This window comes from Bacillus sp. I-2, from assembly GCF_001974945.1.
Lineage (GTDB): Bacteria > Bacillota > Bacilli > Bacillales > Bacillaceae > Bacillus > Bacillus safensis.
Map to the genome: position 1 here is coordinate 291084 of NZ_LZRW01000011.1, position 22649 is coordinate 313732.

Annotated in this window: 18 protein-coding genes; all 18 read left to right on the forward strand. The window is 41.1% G+C overall.

Going from position 1 to position 22649, the window contains the following annotated elements:
- The first annotated feature begins 69 nt into the window (after positions 1-69).
- The 18 genes from BAE31_RS04920 (at position 70) to ricA (ending at position 21965) form a co-directional block, all read left to right on the forward strand.
- Complete coding sequence (locus BAE31_RS04920; protein WP_041109112.1) at positions 70-546, forward strand: MarR family winged helix-turn-helix transcriptional regulator; 477 nt, start codon at positions 70-72, stop codon at positions 544-546.
- A complete protein-coding gene (locus tag BAE31_RS04925; protein ID WP_056766497.1) occupies positions 524-3643 on the forward strand; it encodes an MMPL family transporter in 3120 nt (1039 codons plus the stop codon). The genes BAE31_RS04920 and BAE31_RS04925 overlap by 23 nt, the downstream gene beginning before the upstream one ends.
- 31 nt (positions 3644-3674) lie before the next feature.
- On the forward strand, positions 3675-4403 hold the full coding sequence (ymfI, locus tag BAE31_RS04930; RefSeq protein ID WP_056766499.1) for an elongation factor P 5-aminopentanone reductase: 729 nt from the start codon (positions 3675-3677) through the stop codon (positions 4401-4403).
- 73 nt (positions 4404-4476) lie between these two features.
- Positions 4477-4734, forward strand: a complete 258-nt coding sequence (locus tag BAE31_RS04935) for a DUF3243 domain-containing protein (RefSeq protein ID WP_056766502.1) — start codon at positions 4477-4479, stop codon at positions 4732-4734.
- 131 nt (positions 4735-4865) lie between these two features.
- Positions 4866-5657 (forward strand): DUF3388 domain-containing protein, encoded by a 792-nt coding sequence (locus BAE31_RS04940; protein WP_003211480.1) that lies wholly within the window; start codon positions 4866-4868, stop codon positions 5655-5657.
- 23 nt (positions 5658-5680) lie between these two features.
- Positions 5681-6580 (forward strand): helix-turn-helix domain-containing protein, encoded by a 900-nt coding sequence (locus BAE31_RS04945; protein ID WP_056766505.1) that lies wholly within the window; start codon positions 5681-5683, stop codon positions 6578-6580.
- A gap of 74 nt (positions 6581-6654) precedes the next feature.
- The gene (gene pgsA / locus BAE31_RS04950) at positions 6655-7236 is read left to right on the forward strand and encodes a CDP-diacylglycerol--glycerol-3-phosphate 3-phosphatidyltransferase (RefSeq protein WP_076839598.1); all 582 of its coding nucleotides are present in this window, start codon (positions 6655-6657) and stop codon (positions 7234-7236) included.
- 16 nt (positions 7237-7252) lie between these two features.
- The gene (locus BAE31_RS04955) at positions 7253-8503 is read left to right on the forward strand and encodes a competence/damage-inducible protein A (protein WP_056766509.1); all 1251 of its coding nucleotides are present in this window, start codon (positions 7253-7255) and stop codon (positions 8501-8503) included.
- A 178-nt stretch (positions 8504-8681) separates the two neighbouring features.
- Complete coding sequence (gene recA / locus BAE31_RS04960; RefSeq protein WP_039178719.1) at positions 8682-9725, forward strand: recombinase RecA; 1044 nt, start codon at positions 8682-8684, stop codon at positions 9723-9725.
- 143 nt (positions 9726-9868) lie between these two features.
- The gene (locus BAE31_RS04965; RefSeq protein ID WP_076839600.1) at positions 9869-11044 is read left to right on the forward strand and encodes a serine hydrolase domain-containing protein; all 1176 of its coding nucleotides are present in this window, start codon (positions 9869-9871) and stop codon (positions 11042-11044) included.
- Between the two features lie 233 nt (positions 11045-11277).
- The gene (rny, locus tag BAE31_RS04970; protein WP_003211958.1) at positions 11278-12840 is read left to right on the forward strand and encodes a ribonuclease Y; all 1563 of its coding nucleotides are present in this window, start codon (positions 11278-11280) and stop codon (positions 12838-12840) included.
- Between the two features lie 90 nt (positions 12841-12930).
- Positions 12931-13725, forward strand: a complete 795-nt coding sequence (locus tag BAE31_RS04975) for a TIGR00282 family metallophosphoesterase (protein ID WP_024424109.1) — start codon at positions 12931-12933, stop codon at positions 13723-13725.
- A gap of 202 nt (positions 13726-13927) precedes the next feature.
- Entirely contained in the window at positions 13928-14188 is a 261-nt protein-coding gene (gene spoVS, locus BAE31_RS04980) for a stage V sporulation protein SpoVS (protein ID WP_003211281.1), read from the forward strand.
- Positions 14189-14390: 202 nt separating this feature from the next.
- The gene (locus BAE31_RS04985) at positions 14391-17435 is read left to right on the forward strand and encodes an efflux RND transporter permease subunit (RefSeq protein ID WP_076839601.1); all 3045 of its coding nucleotides are present in this window, start codon (positions 14391-14393) and stop codon (positions 17433-17435) included.
- A 174-nt stretch (positions 17436-17609) separates the two neighbouring features.
- A complete protein-coding gene (tdh, locus tag BAE31_RS04990; protein ID WP_076839603.1) occupies positions 17610-18674 on the forward strand; it encodes an L-threonine 3-dehydrogenase in 1065 nt (354 codons plus the stop codon).
- Positions 18671-19852 (forward strand): glycine C-acetyltransferase, encoded by a 1182-nt coding sequence (locus tag BAE31_RS04995; RefSeq protein ID WP_139336368.1) that lies wholly within the window; start codon positions 18671-18673, stop codon positions 19850-19852. Before tdh ends, BAE31_RS04995 begins: the two co-directional genes overlap by 4 nt.
- Before the next feature lie 150 nt (positions 19853-20002).
- Complete coding sequence (gene miaB, locus BAE31_RS05000) at positions 20003-21529, forward strand: tRNA (N6-isopentenyl adenosine(37)-C2)-methylthiotransferase MiaB (RefSeq protein WP_034281907.1); 1527 nt, start codon at positions 20003-20005, stop codon at positions 21527-21529.
- A 1-nt stretch (position 21530) separates the two neighbouring features.
- Positions 21531-21965, forward strand: coding sequence for a regulatory iron-sulfur-containing complex subunit RicA (ricA, locus tag BAE31_RS05005; RefSeq protein WP_008358013.1), 435 nt, complete (start codon positions 21531-21533; stop codon positions 21963-21965).
- Positions 21966-22649: the final 684 nt, after the last annotated feature.

Consider the following 22649-nt stretch of genomic DNA (forward strand, 5'->3'; position numbering starts at 1 on the left):
TTGACAATTGTTTTGGACATTAGTTAAACTCTTTAATAGTTAAACACTTAAACTAAAAAGGAGCAGCGTATGGAACAAAATAAAATTGCCCAGCTCATCCAGAGGTATGCAGATGTCTATCTCTGGATGGAGAAAAAAGTCTCGAGTATGATCACCGAAAAGCTTGATAAAGAGCTGACGCTTGATCAATATTACTCGCTTCGATACATCAATTTACATCCAGGGTGTACATCTACGGACCTTGCTAATGTATGTAATGTAAACAAAAGTGCTGTAACATCCATGACTAATCGTCTTTTTACGAAAAACTATATTTTTCGTGAACATGATCAAGCTGACAGAAGGAATGTTCACCTGTACGTCACGCCAGAGGGCAAAGAAGTGGTCAGCCGAATGGAAAAGCAGCTTCAAGACCTAGTTCGATCTTATTTTGAAAAGCTTGAAGAAAAAGAAATGGAATCATTTATTCAAACATATGAAAAGATCTATCAAGTGATCATCGAAGAGGAGGCACAAAGTACTAATGAGAGCAATCATAAAGGGTAGATGGCTGATCACGATCTTGTGGATCGTATTAGCGGCAGTGTTACTCATCACCGCTCCTAATATGGCGCAATTAACAAAAGAAAAGGGGCAAATTTCTGTACCAGACGGCTATCCGTCCTCATATGCCAATCAGTTATTAAAGAAAATGTCTGAAAACGGCGATACAGAAAAATCAATCGTCATTGTCTTTCAAGAAAAGAACATTGTGAAAGAAAGAGAAACATCTTTAAAAAAGGCAATGAATATTTTAGAAAAAGATCAAGATCTCCACATAGAGGACATCACTTCTTACTTTGAAGCCAATAAAGATATCAAAAAACAAATGCTCTCTAAAGATCAAACGACACTCCTTGTTCCAGTTACATATGACTCAAACAAAATCAAAGCGTCCGATTTTAAAGAAAGAGTCAATGAAAAGCTGAAAAGCTTAAACCTGAAATTTGAAATGACAGGGCAGCCGTTAATTGATGATGATGTTATCACAAGTTCGCAGGAAGGCCTGAAGAAAACAGAATTCATTACGATTGGGTTTATTCTCGTTGTCCTTATTCTTGTTTTTAGGTCAGCTGTGGCGCCTTTCGTTCCGTTAGTCGCAGTGGCACTGTCTTACTTGGTGAGTCAATCAATCGTGGCTTATTTAGTGAAATATGTAGACTTTCCGCTCTCGACCTTTACTCAGATCTTTATGGTCGCGATCATGTTTGGAATTGGAACGGACTACTGCATACTGCTTCTCAGCCGCTTTAAGGAAGAGATCGCACACGGTAAAGATAAAATTGAAGCGATTCTGATTACGTATAAAACAGCAGGAAAGACCGTCTTATTCAGCGGAATTGCAGTGCTGATCGGCTTTACATGTATTGGTCTGGCACAATTCCAGCTTTATAAATCAGCTGTTGCAGTAGCAGTTGGGGTTGCTGTGCTCATTGTAGCTCTTCTCACGATTGTGCCGTTCTTTATGGCAGTTTTAGGAAAGGTGTTATTTTGGCCGATTAAAGGTGATATTGCCCATCCGCAGTCAAAAATGTGGGAAACAGCAGGCCGTTTTTCATTTAAGAAACCGCTTTTCAGCTTATTAATTGTAGGAATCATTACGCTTCCGCCAATTCTCATGTATAAAGGAACTCTTTCTTATAACAGCTTAGATGAAATTGGTAATAAATACGAATCGGTTAACGCATTCAATACCATTTCTGATAAGTTTGGACCGGGTGAAGCACTTCCGGCAACAGTGGTCGTGAAATCATCTGACCTTTTAGACAACAATGAAGGGCTGATTGCCATCGAAAAACTCAGCCGTGCAATTGAACAAACAGATGGGGTCAGTAAAGTGAGAAGTGCCACACGTCCTGTCGGTAAAGGGCTGAGTGATCTGTACGTGAAATCACAAGCCAAAGAACTGAACACAGGACTTGATAAAAGCAATGAGGGCTTGAAAAACATCCAAGATGCACTGACGACAATGAGTCAATCCATTGAGGATCAAACACCGCAAATCAAATCATCAGGAAAAGGCATTAACAAATTGATATCTGGTACAGAATCTGTGCAAACAGGGATTCAAAATGTTGAAAAATCCTTAAGAAAATTGCAAAACGGCATCGACCAAAATAAAAAAGGTGTAGCAGCCATTAAAGATGAAATCAAAGGTGCAAAAAAGGAATTAATGGCTCAAGTCGCACAAGTGAATCAGCAAGTTTCACTATATAAAAGCATTTCCAAAGAATTAAAGGCAGCATTAGCGCAAGTGGATACGTCATCCTCTGCCGCAGCAGATGTAAAAGCGTTAATCAAACAAGCAAATACACAATTTAGTACCCTTGAAAAGCAAATCCCGCAGGTAAAAGAAAATCAATCGTATCAAGCCATTAAAGCTTCGTACAATGAACTTTCTGCGACCTTACAAGAAGGGGCGAAACAGGCAGACAGCTATGCCAAACAAGCGAAAGAAGCTAGAAAGCAGCTTGAAGCAGCTGATGCCTTTATCGCAAAAGCTTCTGAGCAGCAAAAAGTCTTGACGAATCAAATCGATGAACTCATTGCTGGCTTAGATGCAGTTGAAAATGGACTGGATCGAACGTCTAAAGGTCAAGGACAATTAGCCGACAATATGCCAAAGCTTGCAAATGGAGCGGGCGACATCATGAATGGCCAAAAGCAAATGAAAGAAAAGATTGGCGGCTTTGGGGATAACCTGACCAAGCTGACAGATGGCCTGAACAAAAGTGTAAATGGACTGGAGAAAATTTCGAGCGGCTTAATGGGTGCAGGCGACTACTTAGACGAACTGAAAAATGCACCAGATCAAGACATGGCCGGCTGGTTTATTCCAAAAGACGTCTTGAAAAATAAAGCATTCAAGCAAGTATTTGATTCGTACATGTCAGATGATCGCAAGATGACAAAGATTGATGTCATTTTAGAGAAAAATCCATATGGAAATGACGCCTTGTCGACGATTAAACAAGTGGAAGCTTCTGTCGAGCGGGCACTTCCTGAAACAAACCTAAAAGATGCTTCATTTGGCGTCTCAGGTGTCTCAAGTATGAATGCTGATCTGAAACAACTGTCAGACCAAGATTTCAATAAGACAGTGCTTTATATGATGATTGGTATTTTCCTTATTTTGGTGATCTTGTTCCGTTCGCTTGTCATGCCGCTTTACTTGGTAGGTTCACTCATATTGACTTACTTTACAGCAATCGGTGTAACAGAATTTATTTTCACCCATTTCTTCGGATATCCAGGCATTAACTGGGCTGTACCATTCTTTGGATTTGTCATATTAATGGCGCTCGGAGTCGATTATTCGATTTTCTTAATGGAGCGGTTCAATGAATACAAAACAAAAGACATCCAGTTTGCCATGACTGAATCGATGAAAAATATGGGGTCTGTCATTATGTCTGCTGCTGTTATTTTGGCAGGAACATTTGCCGCCATGCTTCCATCAGGTGTGCTGTCTCTCTTGCAGATTGCAACACTTGTCCTTACAGGACTTTTACTGTACGCACTCGTTGTGCTACCATTGTTCGTACCTGTGATGGTGAAATTGTTCGGATCAGCCAACTGGTTCCCATTTAAACGAAAAGAATAGGTATTCTATATAGAAAGAAGGAATCAATGTGATGAGTCGTTGGGCGCTGATAACAGGTGCCAGTGGCGGGATTGGGCAGGCAGCAGCGAAAAAGCTTGCCCAAGAAGGCTGCCATGTGATGCTCCATTATCATAAAAATGAACAGGCAGCTATGCGCCTCGCCGCTCATTTGGATGAGGCATATTCCATTCAAACGCACGTTGTTCAAGCAGATTTATCTAAAACGGGCGGAGCAGATGAGCTTGTCAGCCGTCTGCCGCTCTGTCCAGATATTCTTGTTTTAAATAGCGGCAGAAGCCATGTCGGATTGGTGACAGACACAGAAAAAGACGTATTAGCCAGTATGGTGCAGCTTCATGTCACAAGTCCATATGAGCTTACCCAATCCCTTTTACCCGCCATGATTCGAAAGAAAGCAGGCCATATCATTGCGGTCAGCTCGATATGGGGAGAAACGGGAGCATCGTGTGAAGTGCTGTACAGCATGGTCAAAGGTGCGCAAAATGCGTTTATCAAAGGATTAGCAAAAGAGCTTGCTCCAAGTGGAATTAGAGCAAATGCTGTCTCGCCAGGTGCTGTCAAAACAGACATGATGAATCGTTTTACGCAGGAAGACATCACAATGCTGGAAGAAGAAATTCCGCTTGGTCGGCTTGCATCCCCTGAGGAAGTTGCAGATGTCATTTGGTTTCTCGCCTCAAAACAGTCAAGTTATATCACAGGTCAAATTTTATCTGTCAATGGCGGCTGGTACTGTTAAAAAACGTGTATAATTCGTCTCTCCATGACAAAAGCTATGGCTGTAATTCATCTTTTCGAATGGAGGAATAGACATGTCTGTACTTGAGAACTGGGACCATTGGAAAAACTTTTTAGGTGATCGCTTAAATCATGCGCAGGATAAAGGTTTAGAAGATGAGACCATCAATAACCTTGCGTATGAAATTGGCGGATATCTAGCTAACGAAGTTGACGCAAAGAACGAGCAGGAAAGAGTACTTGCTGACCTTTGGAGCGTTGCATCAGAAGATGAGCAGCGTGCCATTGCAAATATGATGGTCAAGCTAGTTGAAAATAATAGCTCGCACTAAACAAAAAGAGAGGTCGATTGTGCCTCTCTTTTTATTTTAACCGTTTGACAACATTGTGCTTTCTAAAAATGTGAAAATGCTTTATGATAAAGGAAGGTAAAAATTTGCCACAATGAAGGGGGTAATATCATTTGGCAAAGCTCGAATGGTATTTTGAATATGAGATACAGGTAAACCGTCCCGGACTTTTAGGAGACATTTCTTCTCTAATGGGGATGCTTTCAATTAATATTGTGACAATCAATGGTGTTGATGTATCAAGACGCGGAATGCTTTTACGCTGTGACCACACAGATCAAATAAAGCGGCTTGAATCAATTTTAAATACAATGGAAACGATAAAAGTAACGAAATTAAGACAGCCGAAGCTGCGTGACCGCTTAGCTGTTCGTCATGGAAGATACATACAGCGTGATGCCGATGACAAAAAGACGTTCCGTTTTGAAAGAGACGAGCTCGGTCTTCTTGTTGATTTTATGGCTGAACTCTTTAAAAAAGAAGGACATAAATTGATTGGGATTCGCGGAATGCCGCGTGTCGGAAAAACAGAATCAATTGTGGCTTCAAGTGTTTGTGCCAGCAAGAGATGGCTGTTTGTATCATCAACTCTTTTGAAACAGACGATCCGAAGTCAGCTGATCGCAGATGAATACAGCCCAGATAACGTCTTTATTATTGATGGGATTGTGTCGACAAGAAGAGGTTCTGAGAAGCATTTGCAACTTTTAAGGGAAATTATGAGACTGCCGGCAACGAAGGTGGTCGAGCATCCAGACATCTTTATTCAAAATTCAGAATATACAATGGATGATTTCGACTATATCATTGAATTGCGGAATAGCGCAGACGAAGAGATTACATATGAACACGCTGAAGAACCACAAGTGTTTGATCATTCTGGTTTTTCTGGCTTCGATTTTTAATATGGTAATGGTAGGTGTTTGTTTTGACTGAATTGGGAAAACGGCTCGTTGAGGCCAGAGAGGAAAAAGGGATGTCGCTGGAGGATCTGATGGCGGTGACCAAGATCCAAAAGCGCTATTTGCTAGCAATCGAACAAGGAAACTATGATATTATTCCAGGTAAATTTTACGTCAGAGCGTTTATTAAACAATATGCCGAAGCCGTTGGACTGAATCCTGAACAATTGTTCGAAGAATTTCGTAAAGATGTTCCAAGCACGTATAACGATGAAGTATCTGATAAATTATCGAATATTAAGCCGCAAAGAGAGCTGCCAAAGCCTGCCTCGAAAGTGCTTGAACTATTGCCGACAATTTTAATTATTGGAGGCATCATTGTGGTCATCGCCATCATTTATGTGATCGTGCAGGCGGTCAATCATGATAGCGGACAGAAGAATAATCAGGCGGCCCCTCAGCAATCAGAATCTAAATATGAAGTATCTAAGGATTCATCTCTTGCAAAAGATCAAAAGAAAAAAGAAAAAGCTTCGTCAGATGATAAAGAAAAATCATCTAAAAAAGATGATTCATCAAAAGACGATGAAACTGTATCATTAAAGGCGACGAATACAGAAGGCTCGACAACAACGTATGAAGTATCAGGTGCAGACGAAATGGAGTTAAAAATTTCTGCCTCGCAAGCTTCATGGCTGCGTGTAAGAGACGAATCTGGAAAAGTGTTGAAGATGGGCGAACTAAAAGATGGCGAATCGTTTAAAACAGACCTGTCTGATCTTTCTCAGGTCGATATCCGTCTAGGCAATGCGTCTGGAATTGATATCAAGGTAAATGACGAGACACTTAAGTACGAATTAGACCCTAAGAACACCATGACACAAAACATTGTGATTGTGAATAAAGGAAAGGAAAAGTCATCTTAAGCAAGTAGATGACTTTTCTTTTGTTCCTACTATTATATACATAAAAAAATTGCATTATTGGAGGATTGGATTTCATGTTTAACTTACCGAATAAAATAACCCTTTCTAGGATCGCCTTGATCCCTGTTTTTATGATTATTATGCTTGCACCGCTAGATTGGGGTGTTGCGCGCTTTGGCGACGTCAGCATCGAAGTGACGCACCTTGTTGGAGCGATCCTGTTTATTGTCGCTTCAACAACTGACTGGATTGATGGATACTACGCACGTAAGCTTAATTTAGTGACGAACTTTGGTAAATTTTTAGATCCGCTTGCAGATAAATTGCTTGTTTCAGCTGCTTTAATTATACTTGTTCAATACAACCTCACACCGGCATGGATGGCGATTGTGATCATCAGCCGTGAATTTGCTGTAACTGGTCTAAGGCTTGTATTAGCCGGAGGCGGTGAAGTAGTGGCAGCGAATATGCTTGGAAAGGTGAAGACATGGGCGCAGATCATTGCGATTTCAGCACTTTTACTGCATAACCTGCCGTTTGAACTTGTATCATTCCCGTTTGGTGATCTGGCGATGTGGGTAGCGGTGTTCTTCACTGTTGTCTCAGGCTGGGATTACTTTGCAAAAAACTGGGAAACTTTAAAGAATTCTAACTAAAAAGGACGTGTACGCTTTGAAGTCAGAGAGAAAAGCAGAAATTATTGCAGTCGGTTCCGAACTATTGCTAGGGCAAATTACGAATACGAATGCACAATTCATCAGCAAACAACTAGCTGAAATTGGTGTGAATGTTTATTACCACACAGCAGTTGGTGACAATCCAGAGCGTTTAAAACAGGCCATTCAGGTGGCGCAGGAAAGATCTAATTTTATTATCTTCTCGGGTGGTCTTGGACCAACCAAAGATGACTTAACAAAAGAAACCATTGCGAGCACGCTTGGGAAAGAGCTTGTACTAAATGAAGAAGCATTTGAATCGATTCAAGACTACTTTCGAAAGACCGGCCGCGTTATGTCACCGAACAACCGTAAGCAGGCACTCGTTCTAGAAGGATCTGATGTGCTCGTGAACCGTTTCGGGATGGCCCCGGGTATGTTTATTCAAGAAGACGATACGTTTTATATGCTTCTTCCTGGACCGCCAAGTGAATTGCACCCGATGTTTGAAAACGAGGCAAAGCCGCTGATTTCTGAGAAGCTTGGCTTAAAGGAAAAGATCGTGTCTGTTGTTCTGCGCTTCTTCGGAATCGGTGAATCGCAGCTTGAAACAGACCTAGAAGATTTAATTGATGCTCAAACCAACCCGACGATTGCACCACTCGCATCTGACGGTGAAGTGACGCTAAGGCTGACTGCTAAGCATGAGGATGAAAAAGAAACAGAGCGTCTGTTAAAAGAAACAGAAGCGCAAATTTTAGCGCGGGTAGGAGAGTACTTCTACGGATATGGTGATACATCACTTGTCCGCGAAGCGTCCAAAGCCTTGCACGAGCACGGGAAAACAGTAGCAGCAGCAGAAAGCCTGACTGGCGGAATGTTCTCCGAATGGCTGACAGATCTCGAAGGAGCATCATCCATTTTGAACGGAAGTGTGGTTTGTTATACAAACCAAGTCAAGCAGCAGGTACTTGGCTGCCGGGAAGAAACACTGTCTTCTCATGGTGCTGTCAGCAAAGAGTGTGCTTTAGAGCTTGCTGAAGGGGTTAGAAAGCTGACCGGAAGTGATATTGGCATTAGCTTTACGGGTGTAGCAGGACCTGATACCCAAGAGGGTCAGCCTGTTGGAAAAGTGTTCATTGGACTATCTACGAAAGACCAGACGGACGTGTTTGAATGGATGTTTACAGGTAGCCGGTCGGGCATTCGAAAGCGCGCTGTGAAATATGGTCTGCATCACTTACTCAACTTATTAAAAGAGAGTTAATTTTGTTTTTTGTTAGGTTTACTCCTTTATAAAAGAGCGTTTTTTCTAATAGAAAACACTCTTTTCTTAAAAAATCTGCCGAGAAAAAAATCGAATATGTGTTCGTTTTTTTCTTGGCAAATGACGTAAAACAAGGTATAGTATAGATAGTGGAATTGATAAAGGAGGAAACAATAGAATGAGTGATCGTCAAGCAGCCTTAGATATGGCTCTTAAACAAATAGAAAAACAGTTTGGTAAAGGCTCTATTATGAAACTAGGAGAGCAAACAGATACACGTATTTCAACAGTACCTAGTGGTTCGTTAGCACTTGATACTGCGCTTGGAATAGGCGGATATCCCCGCGGCCGTATTATCGAAGTATATGGTCCAGAGAGTTCTGGTAAAACGACAGTAGCCCTTCATGCCATTGCTGAAGTTCAGCAGCAGGGAGGACAAGCTGCATTTATTGATGCAGAGCATGCACTCGATCCAGTTTACGCTCAAAAACTAGGTGTCAACATTGATGAATTGTTACTTTCTCAGCCGGATACAGGAGAGCAAGCACTTGAAATTGCAGAAGCTCTTGTCCGCAGCGGGGCAGTTGATATTGTTGTTATTGACTCTGTAGCTGCTCTTGTACCAAAAGCAGAGATTGAAGGAGATATGGGTGATTCACACGTTGGTCTTCAAGCACGTTTGATGTCCCAAGCACTTCGTAAACTATCAGGTGCTATCAATAAATCAAAAACAATTGCCATCTTTATTAACCAAATTCGTGAAAAAGTTGGGGTCATGTTCGGTAACCCTGAAACAACGCCAGGTGGACGTGCGCTGAAGTTCTATTCGTCTGTTCGTTTAGAAGTGCGCCGTGCTGAACAGCTGAAACAAGGCAATGACATTATGGGGAATAAAACGAGAATTAAAGTGGTCAAAAACAAAGTAGCACCTCCATTCCGTATTGCCGAAGTAGATATTATGTACGGTGAAGGGATCTCAAAAGAGGGAGAAATCATCGACCTTGGAAGCGAGCTTGATATCGTACAAAAGAGCGGTGCTTGGTATTCTTACCAAGAGGAACGTCTTGGACAAGGCCGTGAAAATGCGAAACAGTTCCTAAAAGAAAATAAAGATATCATGCTGATGATCCAGGAGCAAATTCGCGAACATTACGGCTTGGATACTAACGGAGTAACGCAGCAGGAATCTGAAGAGGCGCTAGAACAATTAGAATTAGAATAAAAATAAAATTAGTATGAAATGATAAAAAAGGCTGGGTGAAAAAACTCAGCCTTTTTTATTTTGCAAAAAACTTTCGACAACTTTTTCAGTACTTCATCCGTCTAAAGTGTACAAAATGGAATTTATTTTGGGAGGAAAAAATAATGACAAGCCCGACCCGCAGAAGAACTGCCAAACGCAGAGGGAGAAAACCGAGTCAGAGGGGAAAACTTGTGCTTGTTTTTTTAGCAGCGACGATTTGCTTAACGATGTGGAATGTGCTTCATCGAAATAGTGAAGAGAAAAACCCGTTTCAAAAAACTGCAGTAGCTTTAGAAAATAGCCAGAAAAAAGAAGTTAAAAGGAAAACCGCCAAAATATCAGAGAAACAAATCAAAACAGTGGACCGCAATCACAAAATCAGCAGTTATTTAAATGAGATCGGTTTCAGCGGAACAGCCATGATTGTTAGAAATGGAGAAATTGTAACAAATAAAGGTTTTGGTTATGCAGACCGTAAACGAAAAATTCAAAATAATCCATTAACATCTTTTTATGTCGGTTCGTCACAAAAAGCGCTGATTGCAACCGCTATTTTGCAGCTTGAGGAAAAGGGGAAACTTCAGACAAGTGCTCCGGTAAGCACGTATTTACCTCATTTCCCTAACGGACAAACGATTACTTTGAAAAATCTGCTGACACATACATCGGGAATAAACGGACATATTGAAGGAAATGGCGCAATTACTCCGGACGAATTAATAAAAGACATAGAACGTCAGGGAATTCATCGGCAGCCGGGCATATGGGGCTACAAGGATTCCAACTATTCTGTTCTTGCTTATATTGTGGCTGAAGTAAGCGGTGAGTCCTATGAACAATATATAACGAATCATATTTTTAAACCGGCGGGAATGACGCATGCAGGCTTTTACAAAACATATGAAAAAGAACCTTATCCTGCTGTCGGGTATAAGCTGAAAGGCAGCAAAGCGGTTACACCGTATATGCCCGATCTATCTCAGCTTTACGGTGCTGGAGATATTTATATGAGTGCTATAGATATGTACAAATTTGACCAAGCCCTGATAGACGGCAAACTGTATTCACAGAAGAGCTATAAAAAGATGTTTACGCCAGGAAGCAGCTCCACATACGGAATGGGATTTTATGTTGCTCCCGGTAGCTATTCAAACCATGGTGTCATGCCGGGCTTCAACATTTTGAACAGCTTTAGCAAATCTGGGCAAACCATCGTTGTTTTGTTCTCAAATATACAAAATAACACTAAACTGGGCCAAGTGAACAATAAAGTATATCAGCTGCTGAATCAAGAATAATTCTGATCTGCTTTTGCAAACGCTAAGATAGCTAGCTTGACAAGTATTTCCGACACAATTACAATGGGAATGTATCACTTGTTTTTCTTAACATGATTGATAACTAATTTAAACTTGACAAGGGCAGTGAGGATCTCATTCCCTGTGAAGGCCCTGTATGTTGAGACACAAAACAATGTACATGCCGACACTTTATTTGTAAAACCAAGTTCATAGCAAGAGGAGGTGAAAATATGTCGCCTACGATGTTTACGATCATCTCCATTTTGCTGAGCCTAATCTGTTTAGTTGTTGGCTACTTTGTTCGTAAAACCATTGCAGAAGCAAAAATATCCGGCGCAAGAAACATGGCCGAACAAATTGTTGAGGATGCAAAGCGTGATGCGGAAGCATTGAAGAAAGAAGCGCTCTTGGAAGCGAAAGATGAAATTCATTCGTTTCGTGTAGAGGCGGAGCAAGAAGTTCGTGAAAGACGAAATGAGCTTCAAAGACAAGAAAACCGTTTACTTCAAAAAGAGGAAAATCTTGATCGCAAAGACGAATCTTTAGATAAACGGGAGTCCCTGTTGGAGAAGAGAGATCATTCTCTGAATGAACGACAACAACATATTGAAGAGATGGAAAGCAAAGTGGATGATATGATTCGTTTGCAGAAAGCCGAGTTGGAACGTATTTCAAGTCTAACTCGAGATGAAGCGAAACAAATCATTCTGGATCAAGTTGAAAATGAGCTTTCCCACGACATTGCAGTCATGACGAAAGAATCTGAAAACCGAGCGAAAGAAGAGGCTGACAAAAAGGCGAAAAATATTCTTTCACTTGCGTTACAGCGTTGTGCAGCTGATCATGTGGCTGAAACAACGGTATCTGTAGTCAATCTTCCAAATGATGAGATGAAAGGTCGTATTATCGGACGTGAAGGACGAAATATCCGTACGTTAGAAACGTTAACAGGTATTGACTTGATCATAGATGATACACCTGAAGCTGTTATACTATCGGGCTTTGATCCGATTAGACGTGAAACAGCGAGGATAGCTCTGGACAAGCTAGTCCAGGATGGCCGCATTCATCCTGCACGAATTGAAGAAATGGTGGAAAAATCACGCCGTGAAGTCGATGATTATATCCGCGAGATGGGTGAGCAAACGACATTCGAAGTCGGAGTTCACGGTCTGCATCCGGATCTGATCAAAATTCTCGGACGCTTAAAATTCCGTACAAGTTATGGACAAAATGTCCTGAAGCATTCAATTGAGGTTGCACATCTTGCAGGTCTCATGGCTTCAGAGCTTGGAGAGGATGCAAAGCTTGCTAAACGAGCAGGTCTTCTGCATGACATTGGAAAAGCCATTGATCACGAAGTAGAAGGAAGCCACGTAGAAATTGGCGTTGAGCTTGCGACGAAATATAAAGAGCATCCTGTTGTCATCAACAGTATTGCCTCTCACCACGGTGACCAAGAACCGACATCTATTATCGCTGTTCTTGTTGCGGCAGCTGATGCATTATCAGCAGCACGCCCTGGTGCAAGAAGTGAGACGCTTGAAAATTACATTCGGAGACTTGAAAAATTAGAAGATATCTCTGAATCTTATGAAGGTGTTGAAAAATCGTTTGCGATACAGGCTGGACGTGAAGTACGTATTATGGTGAAGCCAGATTCAATTAATGATCTTGAAGCTCACCGTCTAGCAAGGGATATTCGTAAGCGAATTGAGGACGAGCTCGATTACCCTGGTCACATTAAAGTGACAGTCATTCGAGAAACTCGCGCAGTAGAGTATGCAAAATAGAGCGGTGCGCTTAGCGCCGCTTTATTTTTTTGTGTAAATATGCAACACTGATAAGAAGATCAATTTAAAAGAGAAAGGGTTCAAAAGCGCATGAAAATATTATTTGTTGGAGATATTGTCGGTTCACCTGGCAGAGACACACTGAAAGAATACTTGCCAAAGCTGAAGAAAAAATATCAGCCGCACTTTACCATTGTCAACGGAGAAAATGCTGCTCACGGGAAAGGTCTGACTGAAAAAATCTATCATGAGCTGCTGCAAGCAGGAGCTGATGTGCTCACAATGGGCAACCATACATGGGATAAAAGAGACATTTTCGATTTTATCGATGATGCAGCTAATATGGTCCGTCCTGCTAACTTCCCAGAAGGCACACCTGGAAAAGGTCTCACGTTTATTAAAAAACAAGGAAAAGAATTGGCTGTCATCAACCTGCAAGGACGTACGTTTTTACCGCCAATTGACTGCCCATTTCAAAAAGTAGATGAATTAATTGCGGAAGCATCCAAACGGACACCGTTTATATTTATTGATTTTCATGGTGAAGCCACAAGTGAAAAGCAGGCGATGGGCTGGTATACAGACGGCCGTGCATCATGTGTCGTTGGCACGCATACACATGTTCAAACAGCAGATAACCGCGTATTGCCAAAAGGAACTGCGTATATTTCAGATGTCGGGATGACAGGACCTTATGATGGCATTTTAGGTGTTGACCGAGAAACGATCATTAAACGATTCAAAACAAGTCTCCCAGTCCGGTTTGAAATTGCAGAAGGCCGCACGACGTTAAGTGCAGTAATCGTAGAAATTGACGAACAGTCGAAAAAAGCTGTCAAAATTGATCGAATTTTGATAAATGATGACCATATTTTCTTTGAATAAATGTTCACATATTTATTTCAGAAAAATATTAATCAGAAAGAAGGAATATGCGCCCTCTATCGTGAATATAGTAAAAATGGTAGGTAGCCTGCTATTTTTGAAAAACATTTTGGGGATGGATTTTCAAAAAAATAGCATCATCTAACAAAGATTGTTCTAATGAACACTCACTTATCCATTGTAAATTTAAGGGGGAGCAGAAATGGAAATTTTAAAAGTTTCAGCAAAGTCAAATCCGAATTCAGTAGCAGGAGCATTAGCCGGCGTTTTACGTGAACGCGGTGCAGCGGAAATACAAGCAATCGGCGCTGGAGCACTGAATCAGGCGGTTAAGGCTGTCGCCATTGCAAGGGGATTTGTCGCGCCAAGCGGAGTGGATTTGATATGCATTCCAGCCTTTACTGACATTCTGATCGATGGAGAAGAAAGAACAGCCATCAAATTGATTGTTGAGCCACGATAATTCTAATTTTATTATTTTCAACCTGCTTACATCATGTAAGCAGGTTGTTTTTGTTTACCGCTATACATTTCTTATATAACATATTCAGTTCGTGAAATAGATAAAAATGACATATTAGAGCTTGCATTTTTTCACCATGATGATAAATTAAGATTAAGTTGAATTTACTTCATCAAAAATAAATATTTAAGTAGGTGAAATAATGTTCGAAGCTTTTTTGAAAAGAGGAAAGCTTGTTTTTATTTTATTTTTTATCGTTCTCATTGCTGGCGGCTATTTATTCGCGCAGCTTCCTAAACGAGAACTGCCAGAATTTGAGGCGAATCTCGTCACGATTTCTACCGTTTTTCCTGGTGCAGATGCAAAACAGGTGGAAAGAGATGTCACCAATAAGCTGGAATCAGCCCTATCTGATATCAACGGTGTAGAGAAAACGAGCTCGGTTTCTGCCATTGGTTTCTCAAATATTGTGCTTGAAATTGAGGACCAAGCCGACTTTCAAAAGGTGGCAAGTCAAATTAAAAATGAAACCACTAGTGCTGCGTCGTCTTTTCCTGACGGGGTGATGGAGCCGGAAGTAAAGGATGAATTCGGCAGCGTGCCGGTTGGCTCTTATATGATTGTGTCGAGTGAATCATCGGACTTAGCAAAGAGTCAGCAATCGCTGCGTGCATTGAAGGAAAAAGTAGAGGACATCAAAGGGGTAGACAGTGTCGTTATCAAAGGCTTCAATGACAAACAAGCGATATTAAACTTAGATTCAAACAAGCTGGAGGGTGAAGGGCTCAATGTAACTGATGTCACAAATGCCATCAATCAGGAATTTGACACATCTCCACTAGGCGATATTCGGGCAGGCAAAGAGAAGGTGAAGCTGTCCATCGATACATATGACCGCTTAGATCAGGTTAAAAAAATTGAGCTTTTCTCAAAAACGAAAAGAGAGCCGGTCACAATTAGTCAGCTTGGCAGTTTAAAAGAAGTAGAAAAACAGAAAAGTGATATTGTGTCGTATAACGGAAAGCCCGCTTATTCATTTACTGTGAATATTAAACCAGGGCTTGATATTCCTAAAATGTATGACAAAGTCAGTGATGTCATTGAGAAAGAAAAGCAGCTGCCAAATGGGGTGGAGTGGGTAGACTACTATTCACAAAAAAGTGAAGTGGATACCATTTTCAATGATTTAATAAAAGAAGCCATTGTTGCGGTCATTGCGGTCATAATTGTTACCACACTTGGACTCACGATTGGCGGGGCGTTTATCGTTTCACTCGCCATTCCGCTATCCATTACAATTGGAACGATTCCGCTGCCATTTTTACAAGTGGACCTCAATCAAATTTCGATCATCGGCTTTATCATTGCTTTAGGGATACTTGTCGATGATGCCATAGTCGTCAATGATAATATTTTAAGACAAATGAAAAAATACGAAAGTCCGCTTAAAGGAACAATTGCAGGGGTGAAAGAAGTCGCAGGGTCCATTTTGACATCAACACTAGCTGTTGTGTTTGCCTTCCTGCCGCTTGTATTCCTATCAGGTGCAAACGGTTCATTTATTCGGGCATTACCGTCTGTTCTAGTTACCACTGTGCTTGCGTCCATGGTGATCTCTCTGACACTTGTACCGGTCTATCAATATACTGTGAACCGGAAAAGAAAGAACAAAAACAGTCAAAAAGAGCCGGGATTCCTAGGGAAACCATTAAAAAGGCTGGCTGATTTCTATGCAGACCGTGTGCTGACAAACATTGTGAAGCGGCCGCTCGTTATTGGACTAAGTGGTTTGCTCGTTGCAAGCCTAGCCTTTTTACTTATTTTCGTCACACCATTTGAATTTTTCCCTGCGGCGAATAAGAAAGAAGTGGTCGTCACTGTCACGCTTCCAAGTGAAACAACATTAGACCAAACAAATGAAACACTAAAGAAAATAGAACAAGAGATCAAACAGCAAAAAGGCATTGAAGAAACGGCGATTTTTGCAGGCGGCGGTGTGCCGAACCTGTTTAATGAAAGTATTTCAAATGCAAGTGACCACACAGGTCAGGTTGTCGTGAGAGTAGACAATGATCAGATGACAAGTAAGGTATTAATAGATCGTATGACCGAGCCTTTGCGAGAGACATTCAAAGAGGCTGAAATCTTTATGAAAACCATTGTACAAGGGCCGCCAACTGGAGCGCCAGTGACAGTAACGGTTGCGGGTGACTCTTTTTCAAAGCTCATTGATGTCAAAGAAACACTGACAAATGAAATGAAAGACAAAGGGGCAAGCTTGATTACGGACGATGTCAATCAGCCGGTGAAAACGATCTCCTTTGAATTAAACCGTGAGCGGATGGCAGAGGATGGGCTCAGTGCTCAATTTGTCAGCAGACAGCTTGGTCTTGTGACAGAAGGGATTCCATTAGGTACCTTTCAACAAGGAACAAATGATATCGATTTAGTGGTGAAACAGGATATAGGCACACATCAAAATGGTTTAAAGCTAAAAGAAATGAATGTGCCTGTGAAGACAAATGAAGGCGGTATGCCTCAACTTGAACCGCTTAGCCGATATGTAAAAGAAAAAGAAACAGAGCAGTACGAAAGCATTCCACATGAAAATGGAGTGCCGACCATTACGCTGAAGGCGTATCCCGGTGCATCAGATTCGTTTAAAGACGATATGAAAGAAGTCGTCAATCAAGTAGGAAAAAGTGCTGCAGCGAAGGATTTGACCATTTCACAAGGTGGAGAAAATGAAAATCAGACCCAGTTCTTTATTGAAATTAGTCTCTTATTTGCAGTTGTCTTGCTGCTCATTTATGTGACCATCGCATTCCAGTTCAATTCATTGATGCTTCCGCTGTTAGTTCTAGGAACGGTTTACTTAGCCGTATCAGGAGCCATTATTGGACTGTTTGTCACACAAACACCATTCAGCTTTATGGCAACAATGGGAATTGTCTCATTGGCTGGTATTGTCGTCCGAAATGCGGTCGTCCTCTTCGAATTTATTGAGCAGCGGCGCAAGCAAGGGTTTGATCAACAGACAGCTGTCATTGAAGCAGGAAGAGCAAGGATTAGACCGATTCTCTTAACAGCATTTACGGCACTTGTTGCACTAATGCCTGTTGCATTAAGTCATGATCCACTCTTTAAGCCGCTGGCCATCTGCATTGTATCTGGTGTCTTTTTCTCAACAATACTGACATTATTCATTGTGCCAGCCCTATATGTTGCCGTTTCAAAGAAACGCTGACGATGAAAGCAAATCTCCGCTCGAAAGGAGATTTGCTTTTTTTTTCGAAAAATATCCAAAAAAATATGCGGGGTGTTCATTTGTCTTTTTCCAGTAGACAGTGGTATTTACGGCTAAAATAAGTCGTGTTAAAATCTGATTGGGAGAAGTTTTTTAACAAAGGGGTTGTACGTCATGTGTGGAACGATGAAAGCAATTGTTAAAAAAGAAAGCGCTTACGGAGCGGTGATGATGGAGATGCCGATTCCAGAAATCAAAGATCATGAAGTTTTAATCCAAGTGAAAGCCACTTCGATATGCGGAACAGACGTGCATATTTATAATTGGGATGACTGGGCTAAGGGAAGAGTCAAAGCGCCCTACATTTTTGGACATGAATTTACAGGGGAAGTTGTTAAAGTGGGGAAGCAAGTCTCACGAGCAAAGGTAGGGGACTTTGTATCGGCTGAGACGCATGTTGTATGTAATCAATGTTATATGTGCTTAACAGGGCAGCAGCATTTGTGCAGTGAAACGAAAATTTTAGGGGTAGACATTGATGGCTGTTTTGCTGAATATGTCAAAGTACCTGAACAAAATGTGTGGCACAATACAGCTCAAATGCCGGTTGAGCTTGCCTCTATACAAGAGCCGCTAGGAAATGCTGTTCATACTGTAATGCACACACCTGTTTCAGGTAAATCAGTGGCGATTTTTGGCTGCGGACCAATCGGTTTAATGGCAATCGCTGTTGCAAAAGCCTCCGGAGCTGTTCAAGTGTTCGCTGTTGATAAAAATGAATACAGGCTCGATCTTGCCCGAAAAATGGGTGCAGATCATATCGTGGATATTGGAAAAGATGATCCAGTCGTCATGATTAAGCAGCTCACGCGGATGGAAGGGGCAGACGTGATATGTGAGATGTCAGGTCATCCAGCTGCCATTAATCAAGCACTTGAAGCTTGTGCAAATGGAGGAAAAGTCAATATACTAAGCTTGCCAGAACGACCAGTGACAATTGATATTACGAATCAAATTGTTTTTAGGGGATTAACCGTGCAAGGGATCACGGGGAGAAAAATGTTTGAGACGTGGCGTCAAGTATCTGAGCTATTAAGAACGAATACCATTGATGTAAAGCCAGTTGTCACTCATACACTGCCATTTGAAGAGTTCCAAAAGGGATTTGAACTTATGCAGAGCGGTACGTGCGGAAAAGTCGTACTGATGATGCCATCATATCAAAGGGGGAAGAAATGATGAAAGAATTCACGTATTTACAAGATGAATTGGAAACAATGAAGCAGCAAGGCACCCATCAAATTTTGAAAGAGATCGACTCAAAACAATCATCCACTGTTACATTAAATGAACAATCTGTCATACAACTCTCCTCAAATAACTACTTAGGGCTCACCTCACACCCAAGGCTGATGAAAGCAGCAAAAGAGGCAATCGATGAATTCGGTGCGGGTACAGGATCTGTACGTACCATCGCCGGCACAATGACGATGCATGAACGTCTTGAAAAAAAGCTTGCTGCATTTAAAAAGACAGAAGCAGCACTTGTGTTCCAATCAGGCTTTACGACCAATCAAGGGGTCTTATCCAGTATCTTGACAAAAGATGATATTGTCATTTCAGATGAACTGAATCATGCCTCAATTATTGATGGCATCCGATTAACAAAAGCAGATAAAAAGGTATACAGTCATTCCAATATGGAAGAGCTGGAGAAGATTTTGAAAAAATCAATGAATTACCGCGTCCGCCTCATCGTTACAGACGGTGTGTTCTCGATGGATGGAGATATCGCGCCACTTCCTGAGATCGTCAGGCTCGCAGAAGCATATGATGCATTTGTGATGGTAGACGATGCGCATGCCTCGGGCGTGCTTGGTGAGAATGGCCGCGGAACGGTCAACCATTTTAAACTCGACGGCAGAGTGCACATTCAGGTCGGGACACTTAGTAAGGCTGTCGGAGTGCTCGGCGGCTATGTGGCTGGTTCAGCGGTTTTAATTGATTATTTAAAGCATAAAGCAAGACCGTTTTTATTCAGCACCTCTCATCCGCCAGCTGTGACTAGAGCGTGTGAAGAAGCGATTGAAGTGCTGTTAGATGAACCGGAGCGAATCGATACACTTTGGGAGAACGCCGCTTATTTTAAAGAAAAAGTCATCAGCCTTGGATTTCAAGTCGCCCGAACAGAGACACCGATTATCCCAATCATGATTGGAGACGAAGCACTTACTTTTCGTTTCTCAAAGGCTTTAATAGAACGAGGCGTGTTTGCCCAAGGCATCGCCTTCCCAACTGTAGCAAAAGGCAAGGCAAGAATTAGAGCCATCATCACAGCCGAGCACACAAAAGAAGAACTAGACCGGGCACTGACAATCATTGAAGAAGAAGCAAAAAAACTAAACATACTTGATTGAGAGAGCGCAGGCTCTCTTTTTTCTTTTTGTGAAAAATGGTTATGACTAATAGGCAATTTTCATAGAAGAACCGTATATGATTTATTTTCAATTCATCACAAAATAGTCTATACTGTAGGGTGGAACTTGGTTTGAAAGGAGTACAAATTCATGAATGAAGAGCAGAGAAAAGCGAGCGGACAAGTAAGTTCATCGGACAAAAAATCCGAGAAGGACTACAGCAAATATTTTGAAGCTGTGTACATTCCGCCTTCCTTAAAAGATGCAAAAAAACGGGGTAAAGAAGAAGTCGAATACAATCAATTTCAAATTGACGAGCAGTTTCAAGGGTTAGGAAACGGCCGCAAGTTTTATATTCGCACATATGGCTGTCAAATGAATGAGCATGACACAGAAGTGATGGCTGGTATTTTTATGGCGCTTGGCTATGAACCAACAAACTCAACGGAAGATGCAAATGTCATCTTATTAAACACTTGTGCTATTCGTGAAAATGCAGAAAATAAAGTGTTTGGAGAGCTTGGACATTTAAAAGCATTAAAACGTGAAAAGCCAGATTTAATTTTAGGTGTCTGCGGATGTATGTCACAAGAAGAATCTGTCGTGAGCCGTATTTTGAAGAAACACCCATTTGTTGACTTGATTTTCGGCACGCACAACATTCACCGCCTGCCAGAGCTGTTATCTGAATGCTACCTTTCAAAAGAAATGGTCATTGAGGTTTGGTCAAAAGAAGGCGACGTGATTGAGAACCTTCCAAGAGCCCGCCAAGGTAAAATCAAGGGCTGGGTGAACATTATGTACGGCTGTGATAAATTCTGTACATACTGTATCGTGCCTTACACGCGCGGCAAGGAAAGAAGCCGCCGCCCAGATGAAATTATTCAAGAGGTCAGACGTTTAGCAGCAGAAGGATATAAGGAAATTACCCTTCTTGGTCAAAACGTGAATGCATATGGAAAAGATTTTGAAGATATGGAATATGGTCTTGGCCACCTGATGGATGAGCTGCGAAAAATTGATATTCCGCGTATCCGTTTTACAACAAGTCACCCGCGTGATTTTGATGATCACTTAATTGAAGTCTTAGCCAAGGGCGGAAATCTTCTCGATCATATTCACCTGCCAGTTCAATCCGGAAGTTCTTCTGTGCTGAAGCTTATGGCGAGAAAATATGACCGTGAGCGTTACCTTGATCTTGTGCGCAAAATCAAAGAAGCTATGCCGAATGCTTCATTAACAACGGACATTATTGTGGGATTCCCAAATGAAACAGATGAGCAGTTTGAAGAAACACTTTCCCTCTATCGCGAGGTTGAGTTTGATGCTGCTTATACATTCATTTATTCTCCAAGAGAAGGAACGCCGGCAGCGAAAATGAAAGACAACGTGCCAATGCGTGTGAAAAAAGAACGTCTGCAGCGCCTAAATGCACTTGTGAATGAAATTTCTGCGAAAAAAATGAAGGAATATGAAGGGCAGATTGTCGAAGTATTAGTAGAGGGTGAAAGTAAAAACAACCCTGAGATCCTAGCCGGATATACAAGTAAAAGCAAGCTTGTGAATTTTAAAGCACCAAAAGAAGCGATTGGCAACATCGTCAAAGTGAAAATCACACAAGCCAAAACTTGGTCTCTTGACGGAGAAATGGTTGGAGAAGCTATCGAGGTGAATTAAAATGACACTTTATTCAAAGAAAGAGATTGTCGAGCGTGCAAGAGAGCTCGCTAAAATGATTTCTGAAACTGAAGAAGTTGATTTCTTCAAAAAAGCAGAAGCGCAAATCAATGAAAATACAAAAATTTCAACGATTATTAATCAAATTAAGGCGCTTCAAAAACAAGCTGTGAACTTAAAGCATTACGGCAAACATGAAGCCTTAAAGCAAGTCGAAGAAAAAATCGATGCCCTGCAAGAAGAACTGGATGACATCCCAGTGATTCAAGAATTCAAAGAATCACAAATGGAAGTCAATTCCCTGCTTCAGCTTGTAGCGCACACAATTTCGAATCAAGTAACAGATGAAATCATTCTTTCAACCGGCGGTGATCTCTTATTAGGAGAAACCGGTTCAAAAGTAAAAAACTCATCACCAAGTTGCTCCATTAAATGAGAAAACCCCGCAGATGCGGGGTTTTTTGTTTGTGTACTCTTATTTATTTGTAATTTGTAGTTTAGTATTTAAAATCCCTTGGCATTATAGGTTTATTAACGCTTAAATGTTGCTATAAGTCATGAATAACAGAAATAGATGAGATTTCTTGCGATCTAATATTAAGGAAAATTAATACGGAATAGTAGAAAACCGCATAATACCTCATTAAAGGTGAGATCTTTGTGATCACTAAAAACTCACTTCACCTTATATGTAATTTATATTTTATAGGCTGTGACATCAACAAATTGTTGATGTCACAGCCCCTTTTTTATTTTCTATGGTTACCTTATTTCTTCATAAAACACGTAATACAAACTAAAAAAAGGTGGATATATTTTTAATGATATTCTTTATTATTTTTAAATCTAATTTTAAATATAAAGAAAACCGAATGTTGATTTTTATAAATAGCCCCTCCTAAAGGGACTGTGACTTCATCATTAAACCACAACCTTCTATTCCAATCAACCTCCAAACCTCCCACTCTCCAACTTTTCCAATTTTCAAGGCAAGTTTATGGGCGACCATGCATACACTGAAACAGAAATGAATTTAATTGAACATGAAGTTCAAAATCGTGACACACTAGACGAATGCCCAGCATAAGATAAAACGATCAAGAACAAGGAGGCATGCCGG

Excerpts from the sequence above, each read along its gene's own strand:
- BAE31_RS04920 (WP_041109112.1), top strand. The coding sequence starts at position 70 with ATGGAACAAAATAAAATTGCCCAGCTCATCCAGAGGTATGCAGATGTC.
- BAE31_RS04925 (WP_056766497.1), top strand. The coding sequence starts at position 524 with ATGAGAGCAATCATAAAGGGTAGATGGCTGATCACGATCTTGTGGATC.
- ymfI (WP_056766499.1), top strand. The coding sequence starts at position 3,675 with ATGAGTCGTTGGGCGCTGATAACAGGTGCCAGTGGCGGGATTGGGCAG.
- BAE31_RS04935 (WP_056766502.1), top strand. The coding sequence starts at position 4,477 with ATGTCTGTACTTGAGAACTGGGACCATTGGAAAAACTTTTTAGGTGAT.
- pgsA (WP_076839598.1), top strand. The coding sequence starts at position 6,655 with ATGTTTAACTTACCGAATAAAATAACCCTTTCTAGGATCGCCTTGATC.
- recA (WP_039178719.1), top strand. The coding sequence starts at position 8,682 with ATGAGTGATCGTCAAGCAGCCTTAGATATGGCTCTTAAACAAATAGAA.
- BAE31_RS04965 (WP_076839600.1), top strand. The coding sequence starts at position 9,869 with ATGACAAGCCCGACCCGCAGAAGAACTGCCAAACGCAGAGGGAGAAAA.
- rny (WP_003211958.1), top strand. The coding sequence starts at position 11,278 with ATGTCGCCTACGATGTTTACGATCATCTCCATTTTGCTGAGCCTAATC.
- BAE31_RS04975 (WP_024424109.1), top strand. The coding sequence starts at position 12,931 with ATGAAAATATTATTTGTTGGAGATATTGTCGGTTCACCTGGCAGAGAC.
- spoVS (WP_003211281.1), top strand. The coding sequence starts at position 13,928 with ATGGAAATTTTAAAAGTTTCAGCAAAGTCAAATCCGAATTCAGTAGCA.
- BAE31_RS04985 (WP_076839601.1), top strand. The coding sequence starts at position 14,391 with ATGTTCGAAGCTTTTTTGAAAAGAGGAAAGCTTGTTTTTATTTTATTT.
- tdh (WP_076839603.1), top strand. The coding sequence starts at position 17,610 with ATGTGTGGAACGATGAAAGCAATTGTTAAAAAAGAAAGCGCTTACGGA.
- BAE31_RS04995 (WP_139336368.1), top strand. The coding sequence starts at position 18,671 with ATGATGAAAGAATTCACGTATTTACAAGATGAATTGGAAACAATGAAG.
- miaB (WP_034281907.1), top strand. The coding sequence starts at position 20,003 with ATGAATGAAGAGCAGAGAAAAGCGAGCGGACAAGTAAGTTCATCGGAC.
- ricA (WP_008358013.1), top strand. The coding sequence starts at position 21,531 with ATGACACTTTATTCAAAGAAAGAGATTGTCGAGCGTGCAAGAGAGCTC.